Genomic DNA, 20,931 nt, shown 5'->3' on the forward strand with positions numbered 1-20,931 from the left:
ATATTCAGCACCTGACCGCGCGGATCGCCTCGGTGGCGGTGAAGCCCCGCGCGACGGCATTGCAGCGGATGCCGTCGCGGCCCCAGCGGGTGGCGACGTGCCGGGTGAGCGCGCCGATCCCGGCCTTGGCGGCGGCGTAGGCGGGCCGCGCCGACTCGCCCTGGAAGGCGGCGGCCGAGGAGGTGTTGACGATGGCGCCGCCGCCGCGCGCGAGCAGGTGTGGGATGACGTGCCGCATGGTGAGCAGGCAGCCGCGCAGGTTCGCGGTGAGCAGCCGGTCCCAGACCGCGAGGTCGATATCGACCACGTCGGTGTCGCCGCGCAGCGCGCGCATATCGGCGCCGACGTTGAACAGCCCGTTCAGCCCGCCGAATTCGGCGACACCTCCTTGTGCACCCATACCCGAGTATGTCACTCTCGCAATCAAGAATAGCATTCTGGAAGATGAGAGCGGGAGTCTGAGGCATGGGCTACGCGGACGACATGTTCGACCTGACCGGCCGCGTGGTGCTGGTGACCGGCGGGAGCAGGGGGCTGGGCCGGGAGATGGCGCTCGGCGCGGCGCGCTGCGGCGCCGACCTGGTGATCGCGAGCCGCGACCTCGAGAGCTGCGCGGCGACCTGCGCGGAGATCGAGCGCGAGACCGGCCGCGCCGCACTGCCGCACGCCGTGCACGTGGGCCGCTGGGACCAGCTGGACGGCCTGGTCGAGGCCGCCTACGACCGGTTCGGCCGGGTCGACGTGCTGATCAACAACGCCGGGATGCAGCCGGTCTACGACTCCCTCGGCGCGGTGAGCGAGAGGCTCTTCGACGCCGTGGTGAACCTGAACCTCAAGGGCCCGTTCCGGCTCTCGGTGCTGGTCGGCGAGCGCATGGTGGCGGCCGGGCGCGGCTCGATCATCAATGTCAGCTCGTCCGGCTCGATCCGCCCGCGGCCCTCGATCGTGCCGTACGCCGCCGCCAAGGCCGGGCTCAATGCCATGACCGAGGGGCTGGCGCTCGCCTTCGGCCCGGCGGTGCGGGTCAACACCCTCATGGCGGGCCCGCACCTGACCGGCGCCACGGCGGACTGGGACATCGATGCGGTGCCCAACCCCTTCGGCGCGCACGCCCTGCAACGCGCGGGCCGCCCGCCCGAGATCGTCGGCGCCGCGCTCTTCCTCGCCTCCGATGCCTCCAGCTTCACCACCGGGGCCACCCTGCGCTCCGACGGCGGCATGCCCTGACCCTCCCGACCCCGACCGAACAGGAGTACGACATGGCGTGGGATTTCGAGACCGATCCCGAGTATCAGGCCAAGCTGGACTGGGCGGACGATTTCGTCCGCACCGAGGTGGAGCCGCTGGACCTGGTCTGGCCGCACGAGCAGTTCGTGCCGCTCACGGGCAAGCGCCGTGATGCCATCGCCCCGCTCAAGCAGCGGGTGCGCGAGCGGGGGCTGTGGGCCACCCACCTCGGCCCCGAGCTCGGCGGCCAGGGCCACGGCCAGGTGAAGCTCGCGCTGCTGAACGAGATCCTGGGCCGCTGCTCGTGGGCGCCGATCGTCTTCGGCTGCCAGGCCCCCGACACCGGCAATGCCGAGATCCTCGCGCACTACGGCAGCGACGAGCAGAAGGAGCGGTACCTGCGCCCGCTGCTCGACGGCGAGCTCTTCTCCTGCTACTCCATGACCGAGCCGCAGGCCGGCGCCGACCCGCGCCAGTTCACCACCACCGCGGTCCGGGACGGCGGCGACTGGGTGCTCGAGGGCCGCAAGTACTTCTCCTCCAATGCCAGGACCGCGGCGTTCTACATCGTCATGGCGATCACCGACCCCGAAGCCGGTGCGTACAGGGGCATGTCGATGTTCCTGGTGCCCGCCGACACCCCCGGCATCGAGATCGAGCGCGACGTCCGGCTCTACGGCGAGCCGGAGGCCGCCGGACAGCACGCGCTCCTCCACTACAACCAGGTGCGGGTGCCGGATTCGGCGCTGCTCGGCGGCGCGGGGCAGGCCTTCGTGATCGCGCAGACCCGGCTCGGCGGCGGCCGCATCCACCACGCCATGCGCACCATCGGGCTGGCGCAGCGGGCGCTGGACATGCTCTGCGAGCGGGCGCTGAGCCGGGAGACCGCGGGCAGCCAGCTCGCCGAGAAGCAGTTCGTGCAGGGCTATATCGCCGACTCCTGGGCGCAGCTGGCCCAGTTCCGGCTGCTGGTGCTGCACACCGCGTGGAAGATCGACAAGTACAACGACTACAAGAAGGTCCGCAAGGACATCGCCGCGGTCAAGGTCGTCATGCCGACGGTGCTGCACGACATCGCCTGGCGCTCCATGCAGGTGCACGGCGCGCTCGGCGTCACCGACGAGGTGCCGCTCATGAAGATGATCTCCGGCGCCGCCGTCATGGGGCTGGCCGACGGCCCCACCGAGGTGCACAAGACCACCGTCGCCCGCCAGGTGCTGCGCGACCACTCCGCCACCGACGAGCTGTGGCCCACCGAGTGGCTGCCGCGCAAACGCGAGGCCGCGCTCGCCCAGTACGCCGATTTCCTGGGCGACGAGCGGTGACCGGCCTCGACAGCGCCCGCCTCACCGCCTGGCTGGACGAGAAGGAACTCGGCACGGGGGCGCCCCTGGAGATCACCGAGCTCTCCGGCGGCGCACAGAACGAGATCTACGAACTGCGCCGCGGCGAGCACCACAGCGTGCTGCGCATCCCGCCCGCCAGCGCCCCCGCCGAGCGGGACAGGGGCATCCTGCGGGAGTGGCGGATCACCGCCGCGCTGGACGGCACCGACGTCCCGCACGCCCGCGGCATCGCCGTCTGCCCGGACCCCGAGGTGCTCGGCCGCGCCTTCTACCTCATGGGCCACATCGACGGCTGGGCGCCGATGGACCACCGCAAGCGCTGGCCCGAGCCCTTCGACGCCGACCCCGCCGACCTGGCCTACCGCCTGGTCGAGGGCGTCGCCCAGCTGACCACCGTGGACTGGCGGGCCCGCGGCCTGGACGACCTCGGCAGGCCGGACGGCTTCCACGACCGCCAGGTGCAGCGCTGGACCGGTATGTTCGAGCGGATCAAGGGCCGCGAGCTGGACGGCATGGCGACCGCCACCGCCTGGCTGTACGCGCACCGCCCGCTCGACTTCGTCCCCGGGCTCATGCACGGCGACTACCAGTGGGCCAATGTCCTGTTCGCGCACGGCGGCCCGGCCCGGCTCGCCGCCATCGTGGATTGGGAGATGGGCACCATCGGCGACCCCAAACTGGATCTGGCCTGGGCGCTGAAGGATTGGCCCGAGTCCACCGACGACCCGGCCGCGACCGCGGGGCACGTCGGCGTGCACGGCATGCCGGGCCGCGATCAGCTGGTGGCCCGGTTCGCCGAGGTGTCCGGGCGGCAGGTCGACGACTTCGACTACTACCTGATCCTGGCCCGCTGGAAACTCGCCATCGTGCTGGAGCAGGGCTATCAGCGCGCCGGTGACAGTCCGAAGCTGAAGGCATTCGGCGAGCTCGTGCCGAAGCTCATGCGGGACGCCGCCGAGCTGGCCGAGAGCACCGGCTATCGCTGATCGAGCAGGTCGGTCAGGTGCTGGAAGCGGGCGCGGGCGGTGATCTCCGGCAGCCGCCGGATGGCGCCGTTCTGCGCCCACTGCCCCTCCGGCACCTCGTGGATCACGCACGAGGTCACCACCAGCCGGTCGTCGTCGCGGACCGCGCGCGCCGCCTCCTGGAGCTCGGCGGCGAAGCGCGCCTTGCGGGCACCGTCCAGCACTCCCGCGCTGACCTGCCAGTCGATGAAGACCCCGGCCACCGCCGCCTCGGCCCGGTGCGCGGCGGAGTAGAAGGCGCCGGGGGCGAGCTCCTCCAGGAGCACCAGCGAGCCCATCCGGTTGCGCGGGTCGTCGGGCAGCGATTCGGCGCGGCAGGAGGCGTCGGTGAGCGCGGCCGCCAGCCGCGCCTTCTGGTCGTCGTCGAATGCGCCGGGGGTCAGCACCACGCGCAGCAGGGGCATATCGGGCCTTCCGTCGTTCGGAACGTGCCCGTCTCACTCTGCCGCTCGCCCCGGGTTACCGACAGTGGCGGACTCGACAGCTTTCTTGCACAATTCGCCACATGATCGGGATCGACCTGCTCGTACTGGACGGCGCGAGCGCGAGCGCGGTCGGCAGCACCGTCGACGTGGTCTCCGCCGCCAACCGCATCCTCGGCGCACCCGCCTTCGACCTGCGCTTCGTCGCACCGGCGCCGGAGGTGCGCATCCGCGGCGGCCTCACCGCCCGCGCCCGGCCGCTGGCCCGCGCCCGCCCCCGCGACCTGGTCGTGCTCCCCGGGCTCGGCGCCGCCGACGCCACCGAGATCGCGGCCAGGCTCGCCGCCCCCGATATCGCCGCCGCCGGTGCCTGGCTCGTCGACGCGCAGGCGCGCGGGGCCGAGATCGCGGCCTCCTGCACCGCGGTCTTCGTCCTCGGCGCCGCCGGGCTGCTCACCGGCCGCCGCTGCGTCACCACCTGGTGGCTCGGCGCCGAACTCGCCCGGGTCGCTCCGGGCGCGCGGGTCGTGCTCGACGACATGGTGGTGCGCGACGGCCCGATCCGCACCGCGGGCAGCGCCTTCGCGCACATCGACCTGATGCTGGCGATCATGCGGCAGCACGGCGGCGCCGCGCTCACCGACGAACTCGCCGCCCGGCTCGTGGTCGACCAGCGCGCCTCGCAGGCCAGCTTCCTCGTCCCCTCGCACCTCGCGGCCCGCGACGACACCGTGGCCGCGCTGGAATCCTTCGTCCGCGCGCACCCCGCGCACCCGCACACGCTGGAATCGCTGGCCCGGCACTGCAACCTGAGCCCGCGCACCCTGGCCCGGCGCACCGGCGCCGCCGCCGGGCTGAGCCCGCTGCAACTCGTCGCCCGGGTCCGGTTGCAGCGGGCGCTGCACCTGCTGCGCAGCACCCGGCTGCCGCTCGGCGAGATCGCCGCCGCCGTCGGCCTGGCCGACCCGGCGACGCTGCACCGGTTGGTCAAGCGGCACACCGGACGTGCCCCCGGCGCGCTGCGGCCCGGCGCGAAACACCCGGCCTAGTTACCCGATCCGGTGCCGACGACGCCGATCGCGGGCAGCACGAGCGTGCACTCCACCGGGCGCGGGTGCTCGGGGTCGAGGGCATCGAGGACCAGGCTGGAGGCGGTGGGGTCGGAGTTGATCGACAGGTGATCCGCCAGATCCTGGGCGCAATAGTCCTGGACGACGTGGTTCGCCGCACCGGGCTCGTCGATCCGGCCCGAGGTGTACGGCACGATCACCTCGTCGTAGCGCGTCATGATCTGGGTGTAGGCGACGCCCGGAACCGTGATACCCCCCTGGACGAGCTGACGGATGAACTCCGAGGTGGGCACGAATTCGAGCGGCGCCGGGAGGTTCGCCGATCCGGTGCTCGAGCCGGTGTCGGTACCGGCCTGCCCGCCGATGCCGTGCACGGCGGGGGAGAGCCCGATCATCCTGGCGACCTTGTTCCGGCCACCGCCGAGCTTGATGTACCAGTAGGGCATGGTGGCGCCCTCGGAGTGGCCCACGAGGGCGACCTTGGGCGCGCCGGTCGCGGCGCGCACCAGGTCGACGAAGGCGTCGAGCGTCGCCGCGCTGCTCTCCATAGAGGTGATGCCGCCGATGAAGCCGTTCGGGTCGCCGTCGGCGCTGCCGTAGGTCAGGGCGAAGACGCAGTAGCCGCTATTGGCCAGCAGCGGGCCGTAGGTCTGCCAGTTGTCGACGCGGTTCGCCATGAGGCCGTGCACGAGGACGACGGGCTCGGGGTGCTCGGGGGAGGGCTTGCAGGACCAGTCGTTGGTGCCCGGCGCATTCGCGGCGCCGCCCTGGAGCGCGCTGAGCGAGGCGTCGAGCAGGAAGTTGCGCGGCACCGGCAGGGGGGTGGCCGGCGGCGGGTCGGCCAGGGCCGGGGCGGCGAGGCCGCCGAAGAGCAGGGCGGCCGCGGCCAGGCCGCACCATCGGGAAGCGGTGGAGATATCCATGCCCACGACTGTGTGACGCACCGCACGAACTCGCCCCCGGTTCGGTGGCGGTCCGGTGAGATCACACCCGGCGGGCCCGCCGACGGTGCCCGGTCATCCTCCCGCTGCCCGTCCGCGCAGGCGGGCGGCGAGCCCGGCGAGCAGGATGTCCAGGTCGAACTCGAACTGGACACCTCGATCCCGGACCGCATCGCGCTCGGCCGCGATCCGGCGCAGCGCTGGGAACTGGCCGCTCGGCTCCCCGGCGAGCACGTGCACGACATTGTGCGCCTGCGGCTCCGGCGGCCCGCCCCTGGTCTCCATCGCCTCCCCGGCGGCGGCGCGGGCGATCTCGGCGATCAGGGTGAGCGTGCGCCCCGCCTCCTGGGGGGTGAAACCGGCCGCGAGCAGCAGCGTCAGAATGCGCTCGACGGTATCCAGGGCCGCCGACCCCCGCACCCCGCCGAAGTCGATGGCCGAGACCAGCCCGCCGACCCGGATGAGCGCCGTGCGAATCGCCGCCGCGGTGAGCCGCAGCAGCTCCGGCCAGCCGGTGTCCGGGCCGAAGCGCAGCCCGGCGAGCTCGGTCTCGAAGGCGTCGAGCGCGAGCAGCTGCAGCAGCCCGGCGCGGTCACTGACGTAGTAGTTCAGCGCCTTGCGGTCGACGCCGAGCACATCGGCGACCGCCTGCATGGTCAGCGACTCCAGCGGCAGCTCCCTGGCCGCGGCGACGATCCGCTCCCGGCTCAGCTTGGCCGGCCGCCCCGGCCGCCGCGGTACCCCCGCCCCCTCGCTCATCCGCCCAGCCTACGGGTGCAGACCGCGCGGTCGGGGTAGCGGTCACCGCAGGTCGGCCAGGGATTTCCCGACATCGGCGAGGGTGAGCGGCGCGCCGTAGTCGCGGCGGAAGGCGTAGGGTCGCACGTCGCAGCGGTACGGGCCGGTGTCCGGGCGGAAGTCGGCGGGCTTCCAGCCGTCCGGGGTGGCCTGCTCGATGTCGAAGCAGACCGAGGTGCCGTCGCGGTCGGTGAGATCGATCGGTGCCTGCAAACCACCGGCGGTCCACGCCTGCTCGGCGCTCGCGGCCTCGTACACGCAGCGAGGGGTGAGGTCGTCGCCGCAGCTCGACGCCGCCTTCGCGAAGAGCAGCCAGGCCGAGAGCGAGCGCAGCTGCGGAAAGCTCAGCGTGCTGTCCGGCGCGTACGCGGCGAAGAGCTTCCGCACCTGCGCCATGACCGGGACGGCGGCGCCCTCCTCGATGGGGCTGACGCCGCCGAGGTCGGCCACATTGTTCTGGAAGGCCAGCGACTGCCCGAGGTCGCTCAGGAACCCGGCGCTGTAGTTGTTGTTGGTGGCGTCGATCCAGTCCGGCCGGTAGCCGATCCCGGTGAGCGCCTCCTCCAGCTTGGCCAGCTGCCTCGGCTCGCCGTTGAAGACCAGCCCGCGCACCTCCCGGTCCTTCAGCGCCTGCGCGAACGGGGTCCAGTCCGGCACGCCCGCGATGGGGTAGCGGTCGTCGTAGACGATGCTCGCGCCGAGCGCCTCGAAGCTCTCCTTGCCCTTGTCGCCGAGGATCTTGGAGACCGGGGAGTCGGCGCTGACGTAGCCGATCCGGTCCCGCGACGCCGGGTACGCCTCCAGCAACCACTGCCGGAACCCGGTGTAGATGTCGTGCCGGGGCAGCGTGGTCGGAGAGGCGCTCACCTCCAGGTCGGCGCCGACGCTGCCCGGCTGCGCGACCTGCGCCGGGAAGCTGGGCAGCAGGCAGTTCAGCCGGTCCTTCACACCCAGCGAGTCCAGCCCGGCGCCGCCGCCGACCAGGGCGAAGTCGTCGCGGCAGGACTCCAGCATGCGCTGCTTGACCTCGGTGAGCCTGGTGTCGCGGACCTTCAGCTCGATCCGCCGCCCGGCGATGCCGCCGTGGTCGTTGCACCAGGCGGTGAAGACCTCGGCGGCCTCGATGAACTCCGGGTTCTTGGTGAACCCCAGATCGGCGACGACCCCGACGGTCACGCTCTCCGCGGTGACCCCGCGCCCGGTCGCCTTCGTCGGCGCGCCGCTTCCGCAGACCGCGCCGAGATCGCCGAACTCGGCGGCGACCGCGGGCGTTCCACCGCCGCCCCCGTCCTCCCGGCCCGGCTCGCCGGAGCGGCCGCAGCCGGTGAGCGCGAGCAGCGCGGCCGCCGCGAGGACGGCGGCCGCGCGCAGCCGGGTGGTCACGGCGCGCTCAGGATGCCGCGCGGCAGGGTCAGCGGCAGGTCGGTGTAGGTGACGATGCCCGCCCCGGCCTGCACCACCGCCGGGATGGCGTGGATCGGCGGCATGGCGGTCATGATGTGGCCGAGCACCATGAAGTCGGCGATGGTCTCGCCGACGAAGTCGGGGGGCGGCAGGAAGCCGACGTTCATGGTCACGGTGGGGCGGCCGTCCACGGTGATCTTCCAGCCGTCGCCGTCCAGCTTCCAATCCGGGTCCAGGCTCTGGCCCTTGCGCCAGCGCACGTTCAGGTCGACCACGGTCTTCCCGCCGACGATGCCCTGCCAGCTCACGAAGACGCCGGCGACGCAGCCCTTCTCGATGGTCCAGGAGCCGAGGTCGAGATCCTCGGTGGTCTGCGCGTACTCGGCGACGCAGCGGATCTCGTCCAGCTCGGCGCCGAGTGAATCGGCGAGCAGCCGCACCGCCTCGGCGAAGACCGCGGTGCCCCGCTCGGCCATGCCGTCGAGCGCCGGATCGTCGATGGCGGTGCCGAAGCCGACCGGGCGCTCGGTGGCGGGGGAGTCGTAGAAGGTGGTGTCGGCCTGCTCGGCGATGGTCACCTTGTCGACCCGGTCGCAGGCATTGGCCGCCACGATGGCGAGCAGCTGCGCGAAGCCGGGGCTCACCCCGGAGCCGAAGATGGTGGAGCCGCCGCGGCGACAGGCGTCTTCCAGCCGGGCCCGGTCGGCGTCGAGGTTGTGGCCGGTGATGAACGACGCCGTCGTCACCACATTGGCGCCGGAGGCCAGGATCTCCTCCAGCTCGGCGACATCGATCCACATCGGGTTGTAGACGACGCAGTCCGGCTCCAGCGCCAGCAGCGCCTTCACATCGTTGGTGGCCGCGACCCCGATCGGGTCCAGCCCGGCCAGCTCACCGATGTCCCTGCCCGCCTTCTCCGGCGACCACGCGTAGCACCCGACCAGCTCCACCGCGGGGTGCGCGATCAACGCCTTGACCGAGCTCCTGCCCACATTGCCGGTCGTCCACTGCACGACCCGATAGCTCTTCGCCGACATCGGTGCCTCTCGTTCTCGAAAAAGTCGAACCGGATTCTCGCGTCCTGCTTACTCCTCGCCGTCCCGGTTTTTCCCGGCCGGAAAATAACTGGCGGATACAGTCAATCACTCCCATTTGTCCCGATGGGGAAGAATCGTTGACCTGGGTTGGGAGGTCGTGTTAGGCATATCCGGCGACAGTGGGTCCGGCGGACGGGAGCGGCGATGGACGAGTCGGCAGGGTGGCGCGAGGTCACCGCGATCACCGCACTCAAGGCGCGCTACTGCCGCTACCTGGACACCAAACGCTGGGCCGAGTGGCGGGCGCTCTTCACCGACGGCTTCGTCAGCGACACCTCCGCGGCCGGCGGCCAGGTCGTCACCGGCGCCGACGCCTTCGTCGCCTACATCCGCGCCACCCTCGGCGACGGCAGGCCGACCGTGCACCAGGTGCACAACCCGGAGCTCGAGCTGACCTCGGCCACCACCGCCACCGGGGTCTGGGCGCTGCACGACGTGGTGCGGCTCGGCCCCGGCTTCGACCTGCACGGCTACGGCCATTACCACGAGACCTACGAGAAACAGGGCGGCACCTGGCGCATCGCCACCTCCGCGCTCACCCGCGTCCGGGAGGACATCCGCACCCCGCTGGTCGCGGTGCGGCTCACCCCGCGGCTGCGCGATGCCGGCGCCGCGCTCGCCCGGAGGCGCGGGCTGTGAGCACCGTGCTGGTCACCGGCGCGTTCGGCCAGATCGGCGCGCTCTGCACCGAGCTGCTGCTGGCCCGCGGGCACACCGTGATCGCGCTGGAGCTGCGCACCGACGCCACCGAGACGGCGGCCGCCGGGCTCGCCGGCGCGCTCGTCCCCTCCTGGACCGACCTGCTCGACCGGGAGGCCGTGCAGGCCGTGGTCGCCGAGCACCGGCCGGACGCCATCGTGCACCTGGCCGCCGTCTACGCCCCCATCTCCTACCGGGCGCCCGCGCACGCCAGGAAGGTGAATGTGGAGGGCACGACGAACCTCGTCGAGGCGGCCCGGGCCCTGGAGACGCCGCCGCTGCTGCTCTTCGCCTCCAGCGCCGCCGTCTACGGCTCCCGCAACCCGTACCGCTACCCGGAGCCGATCACCACCGGCACCCCGGTCGCCCCGATCGACCGCTACGGCGCGGACAAGGTGCTCGGCGAGGCCGTCGTCACCGGCAGCGGGCTGCCGCACGCCGTGCTGCGGCTGGCCGGGGTGATCTCCCCGGTCGGCGCCGGACGGCTGAACGGCGACTACCTCTCGCTCATGCGCGCCATCCCCACCGACAACCGCATCCACGCCGTCGACGCCCGCGACGCCGCCCTCGCCTTCGCCACCGCGGTCGAGCGCGGCCCCGCCGTCGCGGGCAAGGTGCTGCTGATCGCGGGCAACGACAGCTACCGCCTCCGCTCCCAGGAGCTGAGCGACGATATCGCCGCCGCCACCGGGCTCGGCCGGCTCGGCGAGCGCGCCGGGCTGCCCGGCGACCCCGCCGACGACCGCGGCTGGAGCTTCACCGGCTGGTTCGACACCACCGAGAGCCAGGCCCTGCTCGAATTCCAGGCGCACGACTGGCCCGACACCGTCGCCTGGGTCGCCGGCGCGAACGGACAGCTCCCGCGCGTCGTCGGCCCCGCGCTGCGCCCGGTGATCCTGTTCTTCCTCGCCGCCCAGCGCCGCCTCGAACGCCGCGGCCGCTACGCCGATCCGTGGACCTTCCTCACCCGCCGCTACGGCCCCGAAATCCTCGCGGACGAAGCACCTTTGCAGTGATTACACTGTTACAGGTGAGCGAGATTCCAACGCTGTACCAGTGGGCGGGCGGCAGACCCGCCATCGAGCGCATGATCGGCTGCTTCTACGACCGGGTCGAGCGCGACGAGCTGCTCGGCCCGCTCTTCCCCGGCGGGGTCACGGCCGCCCACCGCGACCACGTCACCACCTGGTGGAGCGAGGTCTTCGGCGGCCCCGCCGGGTACACCGAGCGCCGCGGCGGCTACGCCACCATGCTGGCCCACCACCGGAACCTCGGCATCACCCCCGAGCAGCGCTTCCGCTTCGCCTCGCTCATGAGCCTGGCCGCCGACGACGCCGAGTTGCCGGACGATCCGGAGTTCCGGGCGGCGCTCGTCGGCTACCTGGAGTGGGGGACGCGGCTGGCGCTGCACAATTCGCAGCCGGGGGCCGAGGTGGTGGAGCAGGCGCCGGTGCCGCACTGGGGATGGGGTGTAGCGCCGCCTTTTCAGCCCTGATCGGGACTTCGGTGCTGGTCAAGGTTCCCCGAGCGCAACGGCGACAGGGGGTTCAGCGTTCGCGTTCGGTTCCGCGTACCCGGTTGCGTTCTTCGCGCCCGGCGCGGGTGCTTCCGGCGGCGGGAGGCTCACGGTGGGGTGACTCATAGCCCGGCGGTGGGCGGCTCACCGCGAGCAGGTCGGCGATGTCGCGTGCGGAGAAGGGCCGGCGCTGCCCGCGTTCTGCTGCCTCGCGTGCTTCCCGCGCGGCGCGAGCGAACCGTTCGGCGGCCTCGCGCTGTCGTTGCTGGGCGATCTGCTGCGCGTGGTGGGCGCGTTCCTCGCGCTCTCGTTCCTCTCGGGCGCGGTCCTGCTGGCGGGTGTGGCGTTGCCGACGGGCTTGTTCACCGACACCGGGTAGTTCCAGCTGCTGGCCCTGTTCTCGCTGCAGGCCCAATGCCCAGATCTGTCGAGCGTCGGCGCGGGAAATGACCTGGTGGTTGAACTGACCCGGAAAATCGCGGGTGAGGCCCTGGATCAGTTCCTGGCACGTCTTCGATACCGCCTCGCCCTGCACCGAGCGCAGCACATGCTGGGACACGGTCCCGCGCGCGAGCAGATCCCGCACCGCTTTGAGCTGTTTCTCGTCCTTCTTGCCCTCGATGCGCCCGGACTTCTCCTCGATGGCCTGCACGCGGCCGTCGACCTCGCGGGTCTTGTCGAACTTGATCGTGCCGATCCGCGGCGAGATGAATGTCCGCGAGTCCCGGGTGTAGCCGCGCTCCCGATCGCGGTAGTACTGCTCGGTACCGGTCTCGAAGATCCGGCCCCGCCGGTTGTTGTCGTAGTGCTCGCGATCCTTGTCGTACTCCGGCACAGCCGCGCCCCCCGACGCCCCCGCCACGCAGCGCGGCGTGGTTTCTAGCTGGTGCGGGAGTTTTCCCGCTTGGTCTGCTCATGATCGGCGGCGTACTCGTTCAGGGTGGCGGCGAGTTCGGAGAACATGCCCTCGTGCTCCTCGCGGTGGTAGCCGATCATCGACTCCATCACGAACCACGCCGTCAGCTCGTCCTCGTCCTCGGTGTCCAGACGCAACGCCGGGTTGACCGCGTCGTAGAAGCTGTACTCGCGGTCCGGCCACTCGTAGTCGATCCACTGCCCGCCCGCGTACGCGGCGAAGCACTCCCCGACGAAGCAGATGAACGCATCGGCCATCTCCGCGTTCTGCGGGGCCATCGCGGTGTCGAGGTCGGGGAACAACTGCTCCACGATCGGATTCAACCGCCGCGCTTCGGGCGAGTCCGGCGCCCACGGCGTCGGAGGGAGCCGGTCGATCTCGGCCAGGCGCAGGAACCGCTGCGCCGCCGCCGCCCGCCGGGCCGGATCGACCCATTCGCCCCACGCGGTGCGCTCGACCTCGACCCCGAGATCCAGACCGTACTGACCGCCCTCCGCCGGTGCCTGAGCATCGTCTGCCATACCTGCGCCCCCTCTGCCATCTCAGCTTTACGCCCGATCGCCGCAGCTCCCACCGGCCAGGCCGCTCGAGCAGCCCTGCTCCTGGGATGCTACCGCCGCGAGCCCGCCGACCTCCGTTGCCCGTTCCAGGCGGATGTGAAACCCCGGCGCAACGGCGAGCCGATCCGCGCCAGCAGTGTCCGCGAACTGGACTCCGCCATCATCGCGATCGGCGACTACGCGGTCGGCGCGGAAGCCGACGAGAAGAACCGCCGCCGCGCGCTGACCGGGGCATCGTCGCCGAAGGTCGAGCGGACGGTGGCCGCGGCCCCTGGACTCTCGCCGCACCTACACACCGCAACAACCCCCTGAACGCACGAAAACCCGCGCCGAAGCGCGGGTTCCCGTAGTACTAGCTGCTCTCAGATGGCGCGGACGCTCTGAGCCTGCGGACCCTTCTGGCCCTGCTCGATCTCGAACTCGACACGCTGCCCCTCGTCCAGGGACTTGAACCCGGAGCCGGAAATCGCGGAGTAGTGGACGAACACGTCAGGGCCGCCACCGTCTTGCGCGATGAACCCGAAGCCCTTTTCGCCGTTGAACCACTTCACACTGCCTTGCGTCATTTACTTTGTGTTGCTTTCTGTTGAGAGCCGGGAAATCGCTGCGACAACCCGTGCTCACAGGACAGCCTGCCATATCTACTCCTCTCGCGCACCCTCGGGTGGGTAAACGTGACGATCGCTACGGGATCGCAACCGACCGGTCCCCGAGTGAAACGGCGGTGAACGGCGTCCGGGGGTCCGCTGACCGCGGGGAAGCCGACCGTGGGTGCACCGGGGCGCGCACGGATGCCGCGAGAGCAGTCCCCGCCCGGCCGCGCTCCGAATGTTGTGGGACCTCGGCTCGATTTCGCCCGACCGAAGGAGTGACGATGACGTCTGCGGACAGCGATGCCCTGTTCGAAGATCTGCTGTCCTCGGCAGCGCGGCTGTCCTTCGACGCCCGCGACCCGGCGATCTTCGCCGACGCCAAGCACGACGACCGCTCGCACGGCATGTCGCCGCGCTGGTCGCCGCTGTACGACACCGCGGCCTGGCGGGCGCTCCCGCCCGCGCAGCAGGTGCTGGTGACCAGGGCCGAGGTGGCCCAGTTCCTCGGGATCGCGATCTGGCTGGAGCTGCTGCTGCAGTCGGCGCTGCTGCGCAGGCACGTGAACGCCGACCCGGCGCGCCCGGACACCCGCTTCCTGCTGCACGAGTGCGCCGACGAGAACATGCACTCGCTGATGTTCGTGAACGCGGTGGCCGGGATCGGCGCGCGGTTCCACCGCAGGGATTTCTCCTTCGCCGTCTTCGGCTGGTTGTTCCGCTACGTGGCCTGGCGCGAGGCGGTCTACGGGTTGGTGCTGGCGGGCGAGGAGATCTTCGACGTCATGCAGCGCGACTGGATGGCGGATCCGGAGGTGGCCGCCGCGGTGCGCCAGACCTCCTACATCCACGTGGTGGAGGAGTCGCGGCACATGCAGTTCGCGCGGCGCAATATCCGCGACCAGCTGGCGGGGCGCTCGCGGCTGCGGCGCCGGATCTGCGCGCTGATCATCGCGATCGGCACCCACGTGATCGGGAAGAGCCTGATCAACCGGCGGGTCTACGAGGACCTGGGCCTGGACTGGGCGACCGTCAAGCGCGCCATCGACGGCAACGAGCACCACCGGATGATGTTCCGCCGGGCCGCCGAGCCGCTGATGGATTTCCTGAGCCGGGAGGAGCTGCTCGATCGCGGCTCCCGCTGGATCTACCGCAAGTCGAACCTGCTGTGAGGGAACCCGCGTGACCCATGTGATCCTCGGCCACTGCTGCAAGGACGCCTCGTGCGTCAAGGTGTGCCCGCAGAACTGTATCCACCCGGCGCCGGGAGAGCCCGGCTTCGGGACGGCCGCGACCCTGCACATCGACCCGCGCACCTGCATCGACTGCACCGCCTGCGTGGAGGCCTGCCCGGCCTCGGCGATCAAGTCCGAGTTCGACCTGACCAGCACCGAGCTGCCGTTCGCGCGGATCAACGAGGAGTTCTTCCGGGGCAGGCCGCGCTCGCCGCGGGTGCCGGCGCCGCGCGACACCGGCCACCGCGCGCTGCCGGCGCCGCTGCGGATCGCCGTGGTGGGCGCCGGTCCGGCCGCGCTCTACACCGTGCGGGAGCTGCTGCAGCGCTCCGGCTCGGCGCGGATCACGGTGTTCGAGAAGCACGAGGAGATCGGCGGGCTGCTGCGCCGCGGCGTCTCGCACGCCGACAGCCGGGTGCGGGACATGATCGGGCTGTTCGGCAAGCCCTTCGGCGACGACCGGGTGACCGTGCTGCTCGGCACCGAGATCGGCGTCGACATCGCCGTGGACGAGCTGCGCCGTGAGTTCGACGCCACCGTGCTGGCCTGCGGCGCGACCCGCCCGCGCACCCTCGGCCACGACAACCACCGCCGGATCCCCGGCTTCCACCACGCCATCGACATCATCGCCGCCGACAATGCCGGGCTGCCCGCCCCCGCCGGGGCCGGTGACCTCGGCCCGGTCTGCCTGGTGGTGGGCGGCGGCAATGTCGCCATGGACCTGGTGCGGCACATCGTCACCCGGGACGAGGTGAACCTCGGCGGGCGTCCGGTCGAGCAGATCGTGGTGCTCTCCCGCACCGACCGGGTCGCCTTCACCCCGTCGGTCTTCCACAAGCTCGCGCAGCTGCGCAATGTCGACCTCGCCAGGGATCGCGCCGGGCTGGCGCCGCGTGCGGTGCCGACGCCGTTCGTCCGGGATATCGGCGGGCTGCCCACGGTCGATATCGGCGACCCGCCCGTCCGCGGCCGCACCAGGGTGGTCTTCTCCTTCGGCAGCGAGGCGACCGGGCTGGAGATCGCCGACGGCCGCACGCTGCGCGTCTCGACCGGCGCGGGGCGCACCTTCGGGGCGAACTCGGTGGTCAGCGCCGCCGGGTTCCAGGTGACGCCGCTGCGCGGGGTGCCGCTCAGCGAGCGGGGCACGGTGGCGCACCGGGCGGGGCGGGTCGTGGATCCGGCGACCGGCGATGTCGTCTCCGGGCTCTACGTCACGGGGTGGGCCAAGCGCGGGCCGGTCGGCGGGGTGGGGGACAACCGGGTGTGCGCGGCGGAGACCGTGGCGGCGCTCGCCGACGATCTGGCGGGGGTGCGCTCGGGCGAGCTCGTCCGGGCGTGATCCGGCGCGGTCCAGGTGTCGCGGACCGGGTCGTAGCGGGCCAGCCCGGCGTCGGCGAAGGCGCGCAGCCAGCCGGTCATGGGCCAGCGGGCCCAGCGGCGGTGGAAGCGGGCGGCGTTGGCGAGGATGTCGGTGACGTGCTCGACCGGCGGGTCGGAGACCGGGTGGTGCTGGTGGTAGGCGTCGGCGCCGCCCGCCCAGTGCAGCGGTACGCCGAGCGCGGCGGCCTTGGCGCCGTAATCGGTGTCCTCGCCGCCGTAGCCGCGGTAGCCGGGGTGGAAGCCGCCGAGCGTGCGCCAGGTGCCGGCGGTGAGCGCGAAGGACAGGGACCAGAAGAGGTCGTGGTCACCGTCGCGCAGCACCGCGCGGGGGCCGGGGTCGGGGCGGACGGGGTGCGGGGCCCGGTGTGCTGCGAGCCGTTCGAGGTCGTAGCCGTCCGGCGGTGGCGGGGGCAGGTAGGTGACCGGACCGCACCACAGCGCCGGTGCACCGGAGGCCGCCAGCTCGCGGTAGCGGGCGACCAGCTCGGGGGCGGGAACGCAGTCCACATCGAGGAAGATCAGCACCTCGGCCCCGGCCGCCAGCGCGGCCTTGGCGCCGAGATTGCGCGCGGACGCCAGGGGAAGCGGCGCGGCGCAATCGAATTCGATCACGTGCGCAGGTGTTTCGGTGAGCGCGGGGGCGACGGCGGGGTCCCCGAGCGCGACCACGAGGTGCAGATCGGGGCCCAGCGTCCCGAGTTCTATGCCGCGCAGCTGATTGCGCAGGTGCGGAAGCCGGTTGCCGCACAGGGTGATCACCGCCGTCCTCACGATGCCCGCCGCTCGCGGTGCCCGGTGAGCTCCTCGATCACGGCGGCGGCCCTGGCGGCGGCGCCGGTGGTGCGCCAGGCGCTCCACCGGTCCGGGTCGAGCTCCGCGGCGCGCCCGAGCAGCTCGGGCCACTCGCCGGGCGCGGGCCAGTGCTCCGCGACGACCGCGAGCCCGGCGGCGTCCAGCGCGGCGGCGGTGGCGTGCTGCTCGCCGAACGGCCGCGCGGCGGGAATCAGCACCGCCCGCGCCCCGGCGGCGGCGATATCGGCGACGGCGCCCTGCCCGCAGTGCGTGATCACGACCCCGGCCCCGCACAGCAGCGGCCACGGGTCGTCCACCCAGGCGCCGGGGCCGAGATAGCGCCAGTTTGCCTGCCGCCCAGCCAGTTCCGCGACGTCCTTCGCGCCGAAGTCCGCACCGCCCGCTCCGGCCAGCACCAGCACGTCGGGCGCCAGCGGATCCGGATCCCTCGCACGCCCGGCGAAACGGCTGATCCCGCCGACGAAGCGGACGTCGCGGCCGCGCAGGTAGGGCGGATCGTTCAGCTCGCGGGGCCATGCGGCGATCACCCGGTCGGCGATGCGGTGCACCAGCCGGTGCGGGTCGTCCACCCGCTCGCCGGGCAGCACCATGGTCACCACCGGGACCCCGTGCAGCCGGGCCAGCAGCGCCACCTCCACCGACACGTCCACGACCAGTGCGGCGGGCCGCGCCGCGGCGATCCACGCCGCGATGGCCGCCATCCGGTCCGCGAGCCCGCGGTCACCGCGCGGCACCCAGTGCAGCGCGCCGCCCGCGTCGGTGCCGGTCGGGTCGGCGCCCTCGTCGTCGCGGGGCAGGGGCACGGTGCCGGCGAAGCCGGGGCCCGGGTCGGGGAGCGAGGTCAGCACGGTCACCGGCTCGGTGAGTTCGGCGGCGATGGCCCGGGCGCGGTGCAGGTGCCCGGCACCGTGGTGGTGCACGTAGTAGCCGATCACGCGGCCACCTCCGCGCCGCGGCCGATCAACCGTTCGTAGCGGCGCAGGTAGGCCTCGACCATCCCGGACTGGGCGCAGTGCGTTTCGGCGCGCCGCCTGGCATCCGCCCGCGACAGCGCGGCGGCCCGGTCGGCGGCGGCCGCCATGGCGGCGGTGTCGCCGGGCGGGACCAGCACGCCGGAGCCGGCGTCGAGGATCTCCGGGATTCCGCCGCGCGCGAAGGCGACGACCGGCGTCCCGCAGGCGAGCGCCTCGGCTACCACGAGCCCGTACGGCTCGTCCCAGCACGGGGTGACCAGCGCGGCCGCACACGAGCCGACCAGCTCCGCGAGCGCCGCCTGGTGCAGGTGCCCGTGGTAGACGACATCCGGCCCCAGCCGCGGCGCCACCGCCCGCGCGAAGTAGCCGCCGTCGCTCACCGGCCCGGCCAGGTGCAGCCTGCGCCCGGCCGCCGCGGCGGCCTCGATCGCGAGCTCGGTGCCCTTCTCCGGGGTGATCCGCCCGGTCCACACCAGGTCGGGGCCGCCGCGGCCGACCGGCCAGCACCGCGCGTCGATCCCGTTGCCGATCACCGGGATCTCGCCGAGCAGCGGCCGCCAGGACCGCGCGGTGTGCGCGCTGACCGCCGCGAACGCCGACCCGCCCGCCCCGGCGACCCCGAACGCGGACTCCAGCCACGGCGTCGGCGGGGTGTGCAGGGTGGTCAGCATCGGCACCGGCACGCCCGCGGCCATGGCCACCGGCAGGTAGTGCAGGCTGTGGTTGTGCACCACGTCGAAATTCGCGGCGCCGGTGCGCTGGAGCCGCAGCATGAGGCTCAGGTAGGCGTGGTGGTCGACCAGGAACTCGGCCGGCGCGGCCGAGGGATCGGCGGCGGCGAGCGGGCTCGGCGTGAACGCCGGTTCGGTGACGGTCGCCGCGTCGAGCGCCGGGTCGCTGCCCGCGGCGGCGAAGAGCGTCACCGCGTGGCCGCGGCCGCGCAGCGCGCGGGCCAGGTGCCACACGTGCGCCTCCAGCCCGCCCGCGAAGGGCTGGGCGATGGGGTGCCTGCTGGAGGCGATGAGTGCGACCCGCAGCTCGCTCACGACAGTGCCCGCTGGTAGAGGCGCCGGTGCGCGGCGGCCAGTGCGCGGCGCTCGGCGAGCCGCTGCGGCCAGGTCGCGCGGGGTGCCCGGCCGGCGTGCGCCGCGAGCACCGCGCGCCGCAGCGCGGCCGCGTCCAGCCCGTCCGCGCCGAATCCGTAGGTGTGGCAGGGCCGCTGGTCGCCGTAGTGGCCGCAGTCCGGGGCGATGACCGCGGTGCCGAGGTCGTAGCAGGCCTCCAGCCACCCCGAGTGCGTGCCGAAGCGGTAGGGCAGCACCGAGACCGAGAGCGAGGACAGGTACCGCCACAGCTCGGCGTCGGAGAAGTACTCGTGCACCTGCACCTCGACCTGCTGGCGCTGCCGGAAGGCGAGCACCGCGGCGCCCGTGTCCGGGTCGTACCAGTGGTTGTCCGGGTCGAACATCTCGTCGTGCAGGTTGATCCGCAGCACCGCGTCGGGGAGCTCGGTGACCACCCCGGCCAGCACCTCCAGCACCGGCAGCGGGTCCATATTGGCGCGCAGGCTCTTCACGTGCACCCCGATGCCGAACCGCCGCAGCGGCGTTCGCCCGGCCCGCAGCAGGCCGGGCTCGACCACGTGCGGGTGCGGCAGCACGTGCGGCCGCCGTCCCCAGCGGCGCTCGATCTCCCGCGCCGCGCCCGGCGTCAGGGTGATGAGCACGTCGGCGGCCGCGATCAGCACGTCGAGCTGGGCGTGGTGCGCGGCGGGGTCGGGGTGGTGCGGGTTGCGCAGGTCGTGCACGGTGTAGACGAGCGGCTTGCCGTGCGCCCGCAACCGGCCGGTGATCTCGCGCAGCACCGCGGGCTCGACGGTGTCGAAGCCGAAATGGAGGTGCATGAGGTCGAATTCGGCGTGGTGCGCGTCGATCCAGGCCGGGTCGAGCATGAGCGGCGGCCACCAGCCGCCCGGCACGGTCCGCCCGTCCGCGGGTGGCGGGTCGGGCAGCCGGAGCACCCCGTCGGCGGCGTCGGGATCGCCCAGGTGCCGCACGTAGACGTGCGAAGCGGGCACCGACGCCACCCGGATCGGCGCCGGCCCGCCCGGCCGCCGCGGCGGCGCGAGCACGGCCTCGGTCATCGCTGCCCGCCAGGAGTTCGCACCATGCCAGGTCCGTCCTTTCGCCGCTGATCACAGGTGACGGCAGGCTCCTACCCTGGGTGTGCGGCGGCAAACTCCCGGCGGCCGCTCCCGGCGTCAGCCGACCCGCGACTGCGCGGCGATGGCGGTGCCCATCCAGCGGCGCAGGTAGGCCCGCAGCCGGTCCTCGGTGCGCGGCGGATCCCCCGGCGAGACGAAGAAGGACTGCATGGTCCGCAGCACGTACTCCACGAGTTCGTGCAGCGCCGCCTCGTCGTACCCGTGCCGCTCCCAGTCCACGTCGAAGCGCCGGATCATGGTCATGCCGAAGGTCCGCGCCTGCTCGGAGGTGAGGCTGTCCGGGTCGCGCCCGGAGTAGGAGCTGGAGAGCAGCAGCCCGAGGTGCGGGGTGCGGCGCACCTCGACCAGGGTGAAGAGCACGCCCTCGGTCATCGCCTCGGCCGGGTCGTCGAGCCCGGCCACGTGCGCGGTGAGCCGGTCGAGGAAGCCGTCGACGGAGGCCATGGCGGCGGCGGTCATCAGCGCCTCGGCGGTGGGGAAGTAGCGGTAGACGGTCTGCCGGATCACCCCGAGCACCTCGGCGACCTGGGCGATCGTGATCGCGGCGCCGGTCGCGCCGATCAGCTCGACGGCGGCGGCGACGATGCGGCGCTGCGCGTCCTCGTCGTCGACCGGCGGACTGCCGCCCCATCCGCGTCTGCGCGCCACCGATCGGACCTTACCAGCGCGAAAGCAATCATACAGCCGCTTGCAT

At 72.7% G+C, this 20,931-nt stretch carries 22 protein-coding genes and 2 pseudogenes; 10 read left to right on the top strand and 14 right to left on the bottom strand.

Going from position 1 to position 20,931, the window contains the following annotated elements:
* Positions 1–19: 19 nt before the first annotated feature.
* A pseudogene (locus AB0H71_RS03015) lies at positions 20–373 on the bottom strand (SDR family oxidoreductase); the annotation flags it as partial.
* A gap of 92 nt (positions 374–465) precedes the next feature.
* On the opposite strand from AB0H71_RS03015, the gene AB0H71_RS03020 reads away from it, so the two are divergent.
* Genes AB0H71_RS03020 through AB0H71_RS03030 form a run of 3 tightly spaced genes read left to right on the top strand, consistent with a single transcriptional unit; the run spans position 466 to position 3,559 of the window.
* The gene (locus AB0H71_RS03020) at positions 466–1,227 is read left to right on the top strand and encodes an SDR family oxidoreductase (protein ID WP_357014301.1); all 762 of its coding nucleotides are present in this window, start codon (positions 466–468) and stop codon (positions 1,225–1,227) included.
* Positions 1,228–1,259: 32 nt separating this feature from the next.
* Positions 1,260–2,552: an acyl-CoA dehydrogenase family protein gene (locus AB0H71_RS03025; protein WP_357014302.1), complete on the top strand. Its 1,293-nt coding sequence runs from the start codon at positions 1,260–1,262 to the stop codon at positions 2,550–2,552.
* The gene (locus AB0H71_RS03030) at positions 2,549–3,559 is read left to right on the top strand and encodes a phosphotransferase family protein (protein WP_357014304.1); all 1,011 of its coding nucleotides are present in this window, start codon (positions 2,549–2,551) and stop codon (positions 3,557–3,559) included. Before AB0H71_RS03025 ends, AB0H71_RS03030 begins: the two co-directional genes overlap by 4 nt.
* Here AB0H71_RS03030 and AB0H71_RS03035 read toward each other — a convergent pair.
* On the bottom strand, positions 3,550–4,002 hold the full coding sequence (locus AB0H71_RS03035) for a hypothetical protein (protein WP_357014306.1): 453 nt from the start codon (positions 4,000–4,002) through the stop codon (positions 3,550–3,552). The two genes, AB0H71_RS03030 and AB0H71_RS03035, sit on opposite strands and share 10 nt — an antisense overlap.
* Before the next feature lie 101 nt (positions 4,003–4,103).
* Here AB0H71_RS03035 and AB0H71_RS03040 point away from each other — a divergent pair, with 101 nt between their 5' ends.
* Positions 4,104–5,069, top strand: a complete 966-nt coding sequence (locus AB0H71_RS03040; RefSeq protein WP_357014307.1) for a helix-turn-helix domain-containing protein — start codon at positions 4,104–4,106, stop codon at positions 5,067–5,069.
* Here the strand turns inward: AB0H71_RS03040 and AB0H71_RS03045 are convergent.
* The 4 genes from AB0H71_RS03045 to AB0H71_RS03060 form a co-directional block, all read right to left on the bottom strand.
* On the bottom strand, positions 5,066–6,013 hold the full coding sequence (locus tag AB0H71_RS03045; RefSeq protein ID WP_357014309.1) for an alpha/beta fold hydrolase: 948 nt from the start codon (positions 6,011–6,013) through the stop codon (positions 5,066–5,068). The two genes, AB0H71_RS03040 and AB0H71_RS03045, sit on opposite strands and share 4 nt — an antisense overlap.
* Before the next feature lie 93 nt (positions 6,014–6,106).
* Positions 6,107–6,790 carry a TetR/AcrR family transcriptional regulator C-terminal domain-containing protein gene (locus AB0H71_RS03050; RefSeq protein ID WP_357014311.1) on the bottom strand — a complete coding sequence of 228 codons (684 nt, stop codon included), beginning with the start codon at positions 6,788–6,790 and terminating at the stop codon, positions 6,107–6,109.
* Between the two features lie 42 nt (positions 6,791–6,832).
* On the bottom strand, positions 6,833–8,212 hold the full coding sequence (locus AB0H71_RS03055; protein ID WP_357014312.1) for an ABC transporter substrate-binding protein: 1,380 nt from the start codon (positions 8,210–8,212) through the stop codon (positions 6,833–6,835).
* Positions 8,209–9,270 carry a dihydrodipicolinate reductase gene (locus AB0H71_RS03060; RefSeq protein WP_357014314.1) on the bottom strand — a complete coding sequence of 354 codons (1,062 nt, stop codon included), beginning with the start codon at positions 9,268–9,270 and terminating at the stop codon, positions 8,209–8,211. The genes AB0H71_RS03055 and AB0H71_RS03060 overlap by 4 nt, the downstream gene beginning before the upstream one ends.
* A 204-nt stretch (positions 9,271–9,474) precedes the next feature.
* Here AB0H71_RS03060 and AB0H71_RS03065 point away from each other — a divergent pair, with 204 nt between their 5' ends.
* Genes AB0H71_RS03065 through AB0H71_RS03075 form a run of 3 tightly spaced genes read left to right on the top strand, consistent with a single transcriptional unit; the run spans position 9,475 to position 11,524 of the window.
* Positions 9,475–9,969 carry a nuclear transport factor 2 family protein gene (locus tag AB0H71_RS03065; RefSeq protein WP_357014315.1) on the top strand — a complete coding sequence of 165 codons (495 nt, stop codon included), beginning with the start codon at positions 9,475–9,477 and terminating at the stop codon, positions 9,967–9,969.
* Complete coding sequence (locus AB0H71_RS03070) at positions 9,966–11,045, top strand: NAD(P)-dependent oxidoreductase (RefSeq protein WP_357014317.1); 1,080 nt, start codon at positions 9,966–9,968, stop codon at positions 11,043–11,045. Before AB0H71_RS03065 ends, AB0H71_RS03070 begins: the two co-directional genes overlap by 4 nt.
* A gap of 14 nt (positions 11,046–11,059) precedes the next feature.
* Complete coding sequence (locus AB0H71_RS03075; RefSeq protein ID WP_357014319.1) at positions 11,060–11,524, top strand: group II truncated hemoglobin; 465 nt, start codon at positions 11,060–11,062, stop codon at positions 11,522–11,524.
* A gap of 52 nt (positions 11,525–11,576) precedes the next feature.
* Here the strand turns inward: AB0H71_RS03075 and AB0H71_RS03080 are convergent, their stop codons facing one another.
* Together AB0H71_RS03080 and AB0H71_RS03085 are read right to left on the bottom strand one after the other, a co-directional pair.
* Positions 11,577–12,380, bottom strand: coding sequence for a hypothetical protein (locus tag AB0H71_RS03080; RefSeq protein ID WP_357014320.1), 804 nt, complete (start codon positions 12,378–12,380; stop codon positions 11,577–11,579).
* A 44-nt stretch (positions 12,381–12,424) separates the two neighbouring features.
* Positions 12,425–12,982 carry a hypothetical protein gene (locus tag AB0H71_RS03085; RefSeq protein ID WP_357014322.1) on the bottom strand — a complete coding sequence of 186 codons (558 nt, stop codon included), beginning with the start codon at positions 12,980–12,982 and terminating at the stop codon, positions 12,425–12,427.
* 135 nt (positions 12,983–13,117) lie between these two features.
* Here AB0H71_RS03085 and AB0H71_RS03090 point away from each other — a divergent pair, with 135 nt between their 5' ends.
* Positions 13,118–13,333: a hypothetical protein gene (locus tag AB0H71_RS03090; RefSeq protein WP_357014324.1), complete on the top strand. Its 216-nt coding sequence runs from the start codon at positions 13,118–13,120 to the stop codon at positions 13,331–13,333.
* Positions 13,334–13,383: 50 nt separating this feature from the next.
* On the opposite strand, the gene AB0H71_RS03095 is transcribed toward AB0H71_RS03090, so the two are convergent.
* The gene (locus AB0H71_RS03095; protein ID WP_067650927.1) at positions 13,384–13,587 is read right to left on the bottom strand and encodes a cold-shock protein; all 204 of its coding nucleotides are present in this window, start codon (positions 13,585–13,587) and stop codon (positions 13,384–13,386) included.
* Between the two features lie 308 nt (positions 13,588–13,895).
* On the opposite strand from AB0H71_RS03095, the gene AB0H71_RS03100 reads away from it, so the two are divergent.
* Both AB0H71_RS03100 and AB0H71_RS03105 read left to right on the top strand, forming a co-directional pair.
* Positions 13,896–14,783 (top strand): diiron oxygenase, encoded by an 888-nt coding sequence (locus tag AB0H71_RS03100; protein ID WP_357014326.1) that lies wholly within the window; start codon positions 13,896–13,898, stop codon positions 14,781–14,783.
* Positions 14,784–14,793: 10 nt separating this feature from the next.
* Positions 14,794–16,185 carry an FAD-dependent oxidoreductase gene (locus AB0H71_RS03105; RefSeq protein ID WP_357014327.1) on the top strand — a complete coding sequence of 464 codons (1,392 nt, stop codon included), beginning with the start codon at positions 14,794–14,796 and terminating at the stop codon, positions 16,183–16,185.
* A gap of 176 nt (positions 16,186–16,361) precedes the next feature.
* Here the strand turns inward: AB0H71_RS03105 and AB0H71_RS03110 are convergent.
* From AB0H71_RS03110 to AB0H71_RS03130, 5 genes and pseudogenes are all read right to left on the bottom strand, one after another.
* A pseudogene (locus tag AB0H71_RS03110) lies at positions 16,362–17,084 on the bottom strand (glycosyltransferase family 2 protein); the annotation flags it as partial.
* A complete protein-coding gene (locus tag AB0H71_RS03115) occupies positions 16,994–17,974 on the bottom strand; it encodes a glycosyltransferase (RefSeq protein WP_357014329.1) in 981 nt (326 codons plus the stop codon). The pseudogene AB0H71_RS03110 and the gene AB0H71_RS03115, both read right to left, overlap by 91 nt.
* Positions 17,971–19,059 carry a glycosyltransferase gene (locus AB0H71_RS03120; protein ID WP_357014331.1) on the bottom strand — a complete coding sequence of 363 codons (1,089 nt, stop codon included), beginning with the start codon at positions 19,057–19,059 and terminating at the stop codon, positions 17,971–17,973. Before AB0H71_RS03120 ends, AB0H71_RS03115 begins: the two co-directional genes overlap by 4 nt.
* Positions 19,056–20,090: a glycosyltransferase family 1 protein gene (locus tag AB0H71_RS03125; protein ID WP_357016119.1), complete on the bottom strand. Its 1,035-nt coding sequence runs from the start codon at positions 20,088–20,090 to the stop codon at positions 19,056–19,058. The genes AB0H71_RS03120 and AB0H71_RS03125 overlap by 4 nt, the downstream gene beginning before the upstream one ends.
* A 183-nt stretch (positions 20,091–20,273) precedes the next feature.
* Positions 20,274–20,885, bottom strand: coding sequence for a TetR/AcrR family transcriptional regulator (locus tag AB0H71_RS03130; RefSeq protein ID WP_357014333.1), 612 nt, complete (start codon positions 20,883–20,885; stop codon positions 20,274–20,276).
* Between the last annotated feature and the right edge of the window lie 46 nt (positions 20,886–20,931).

Origin of the sequence: Nocardia sp. NPDC050697 (assembly GCF_040654395.1) — a bacterium.
Taxonomy (GTDB): domain Bacteria; phylum Actinomycetota; class Actinomycetes; order Mycobacteriales; family Mycobacteriaceae; genus Nocardia.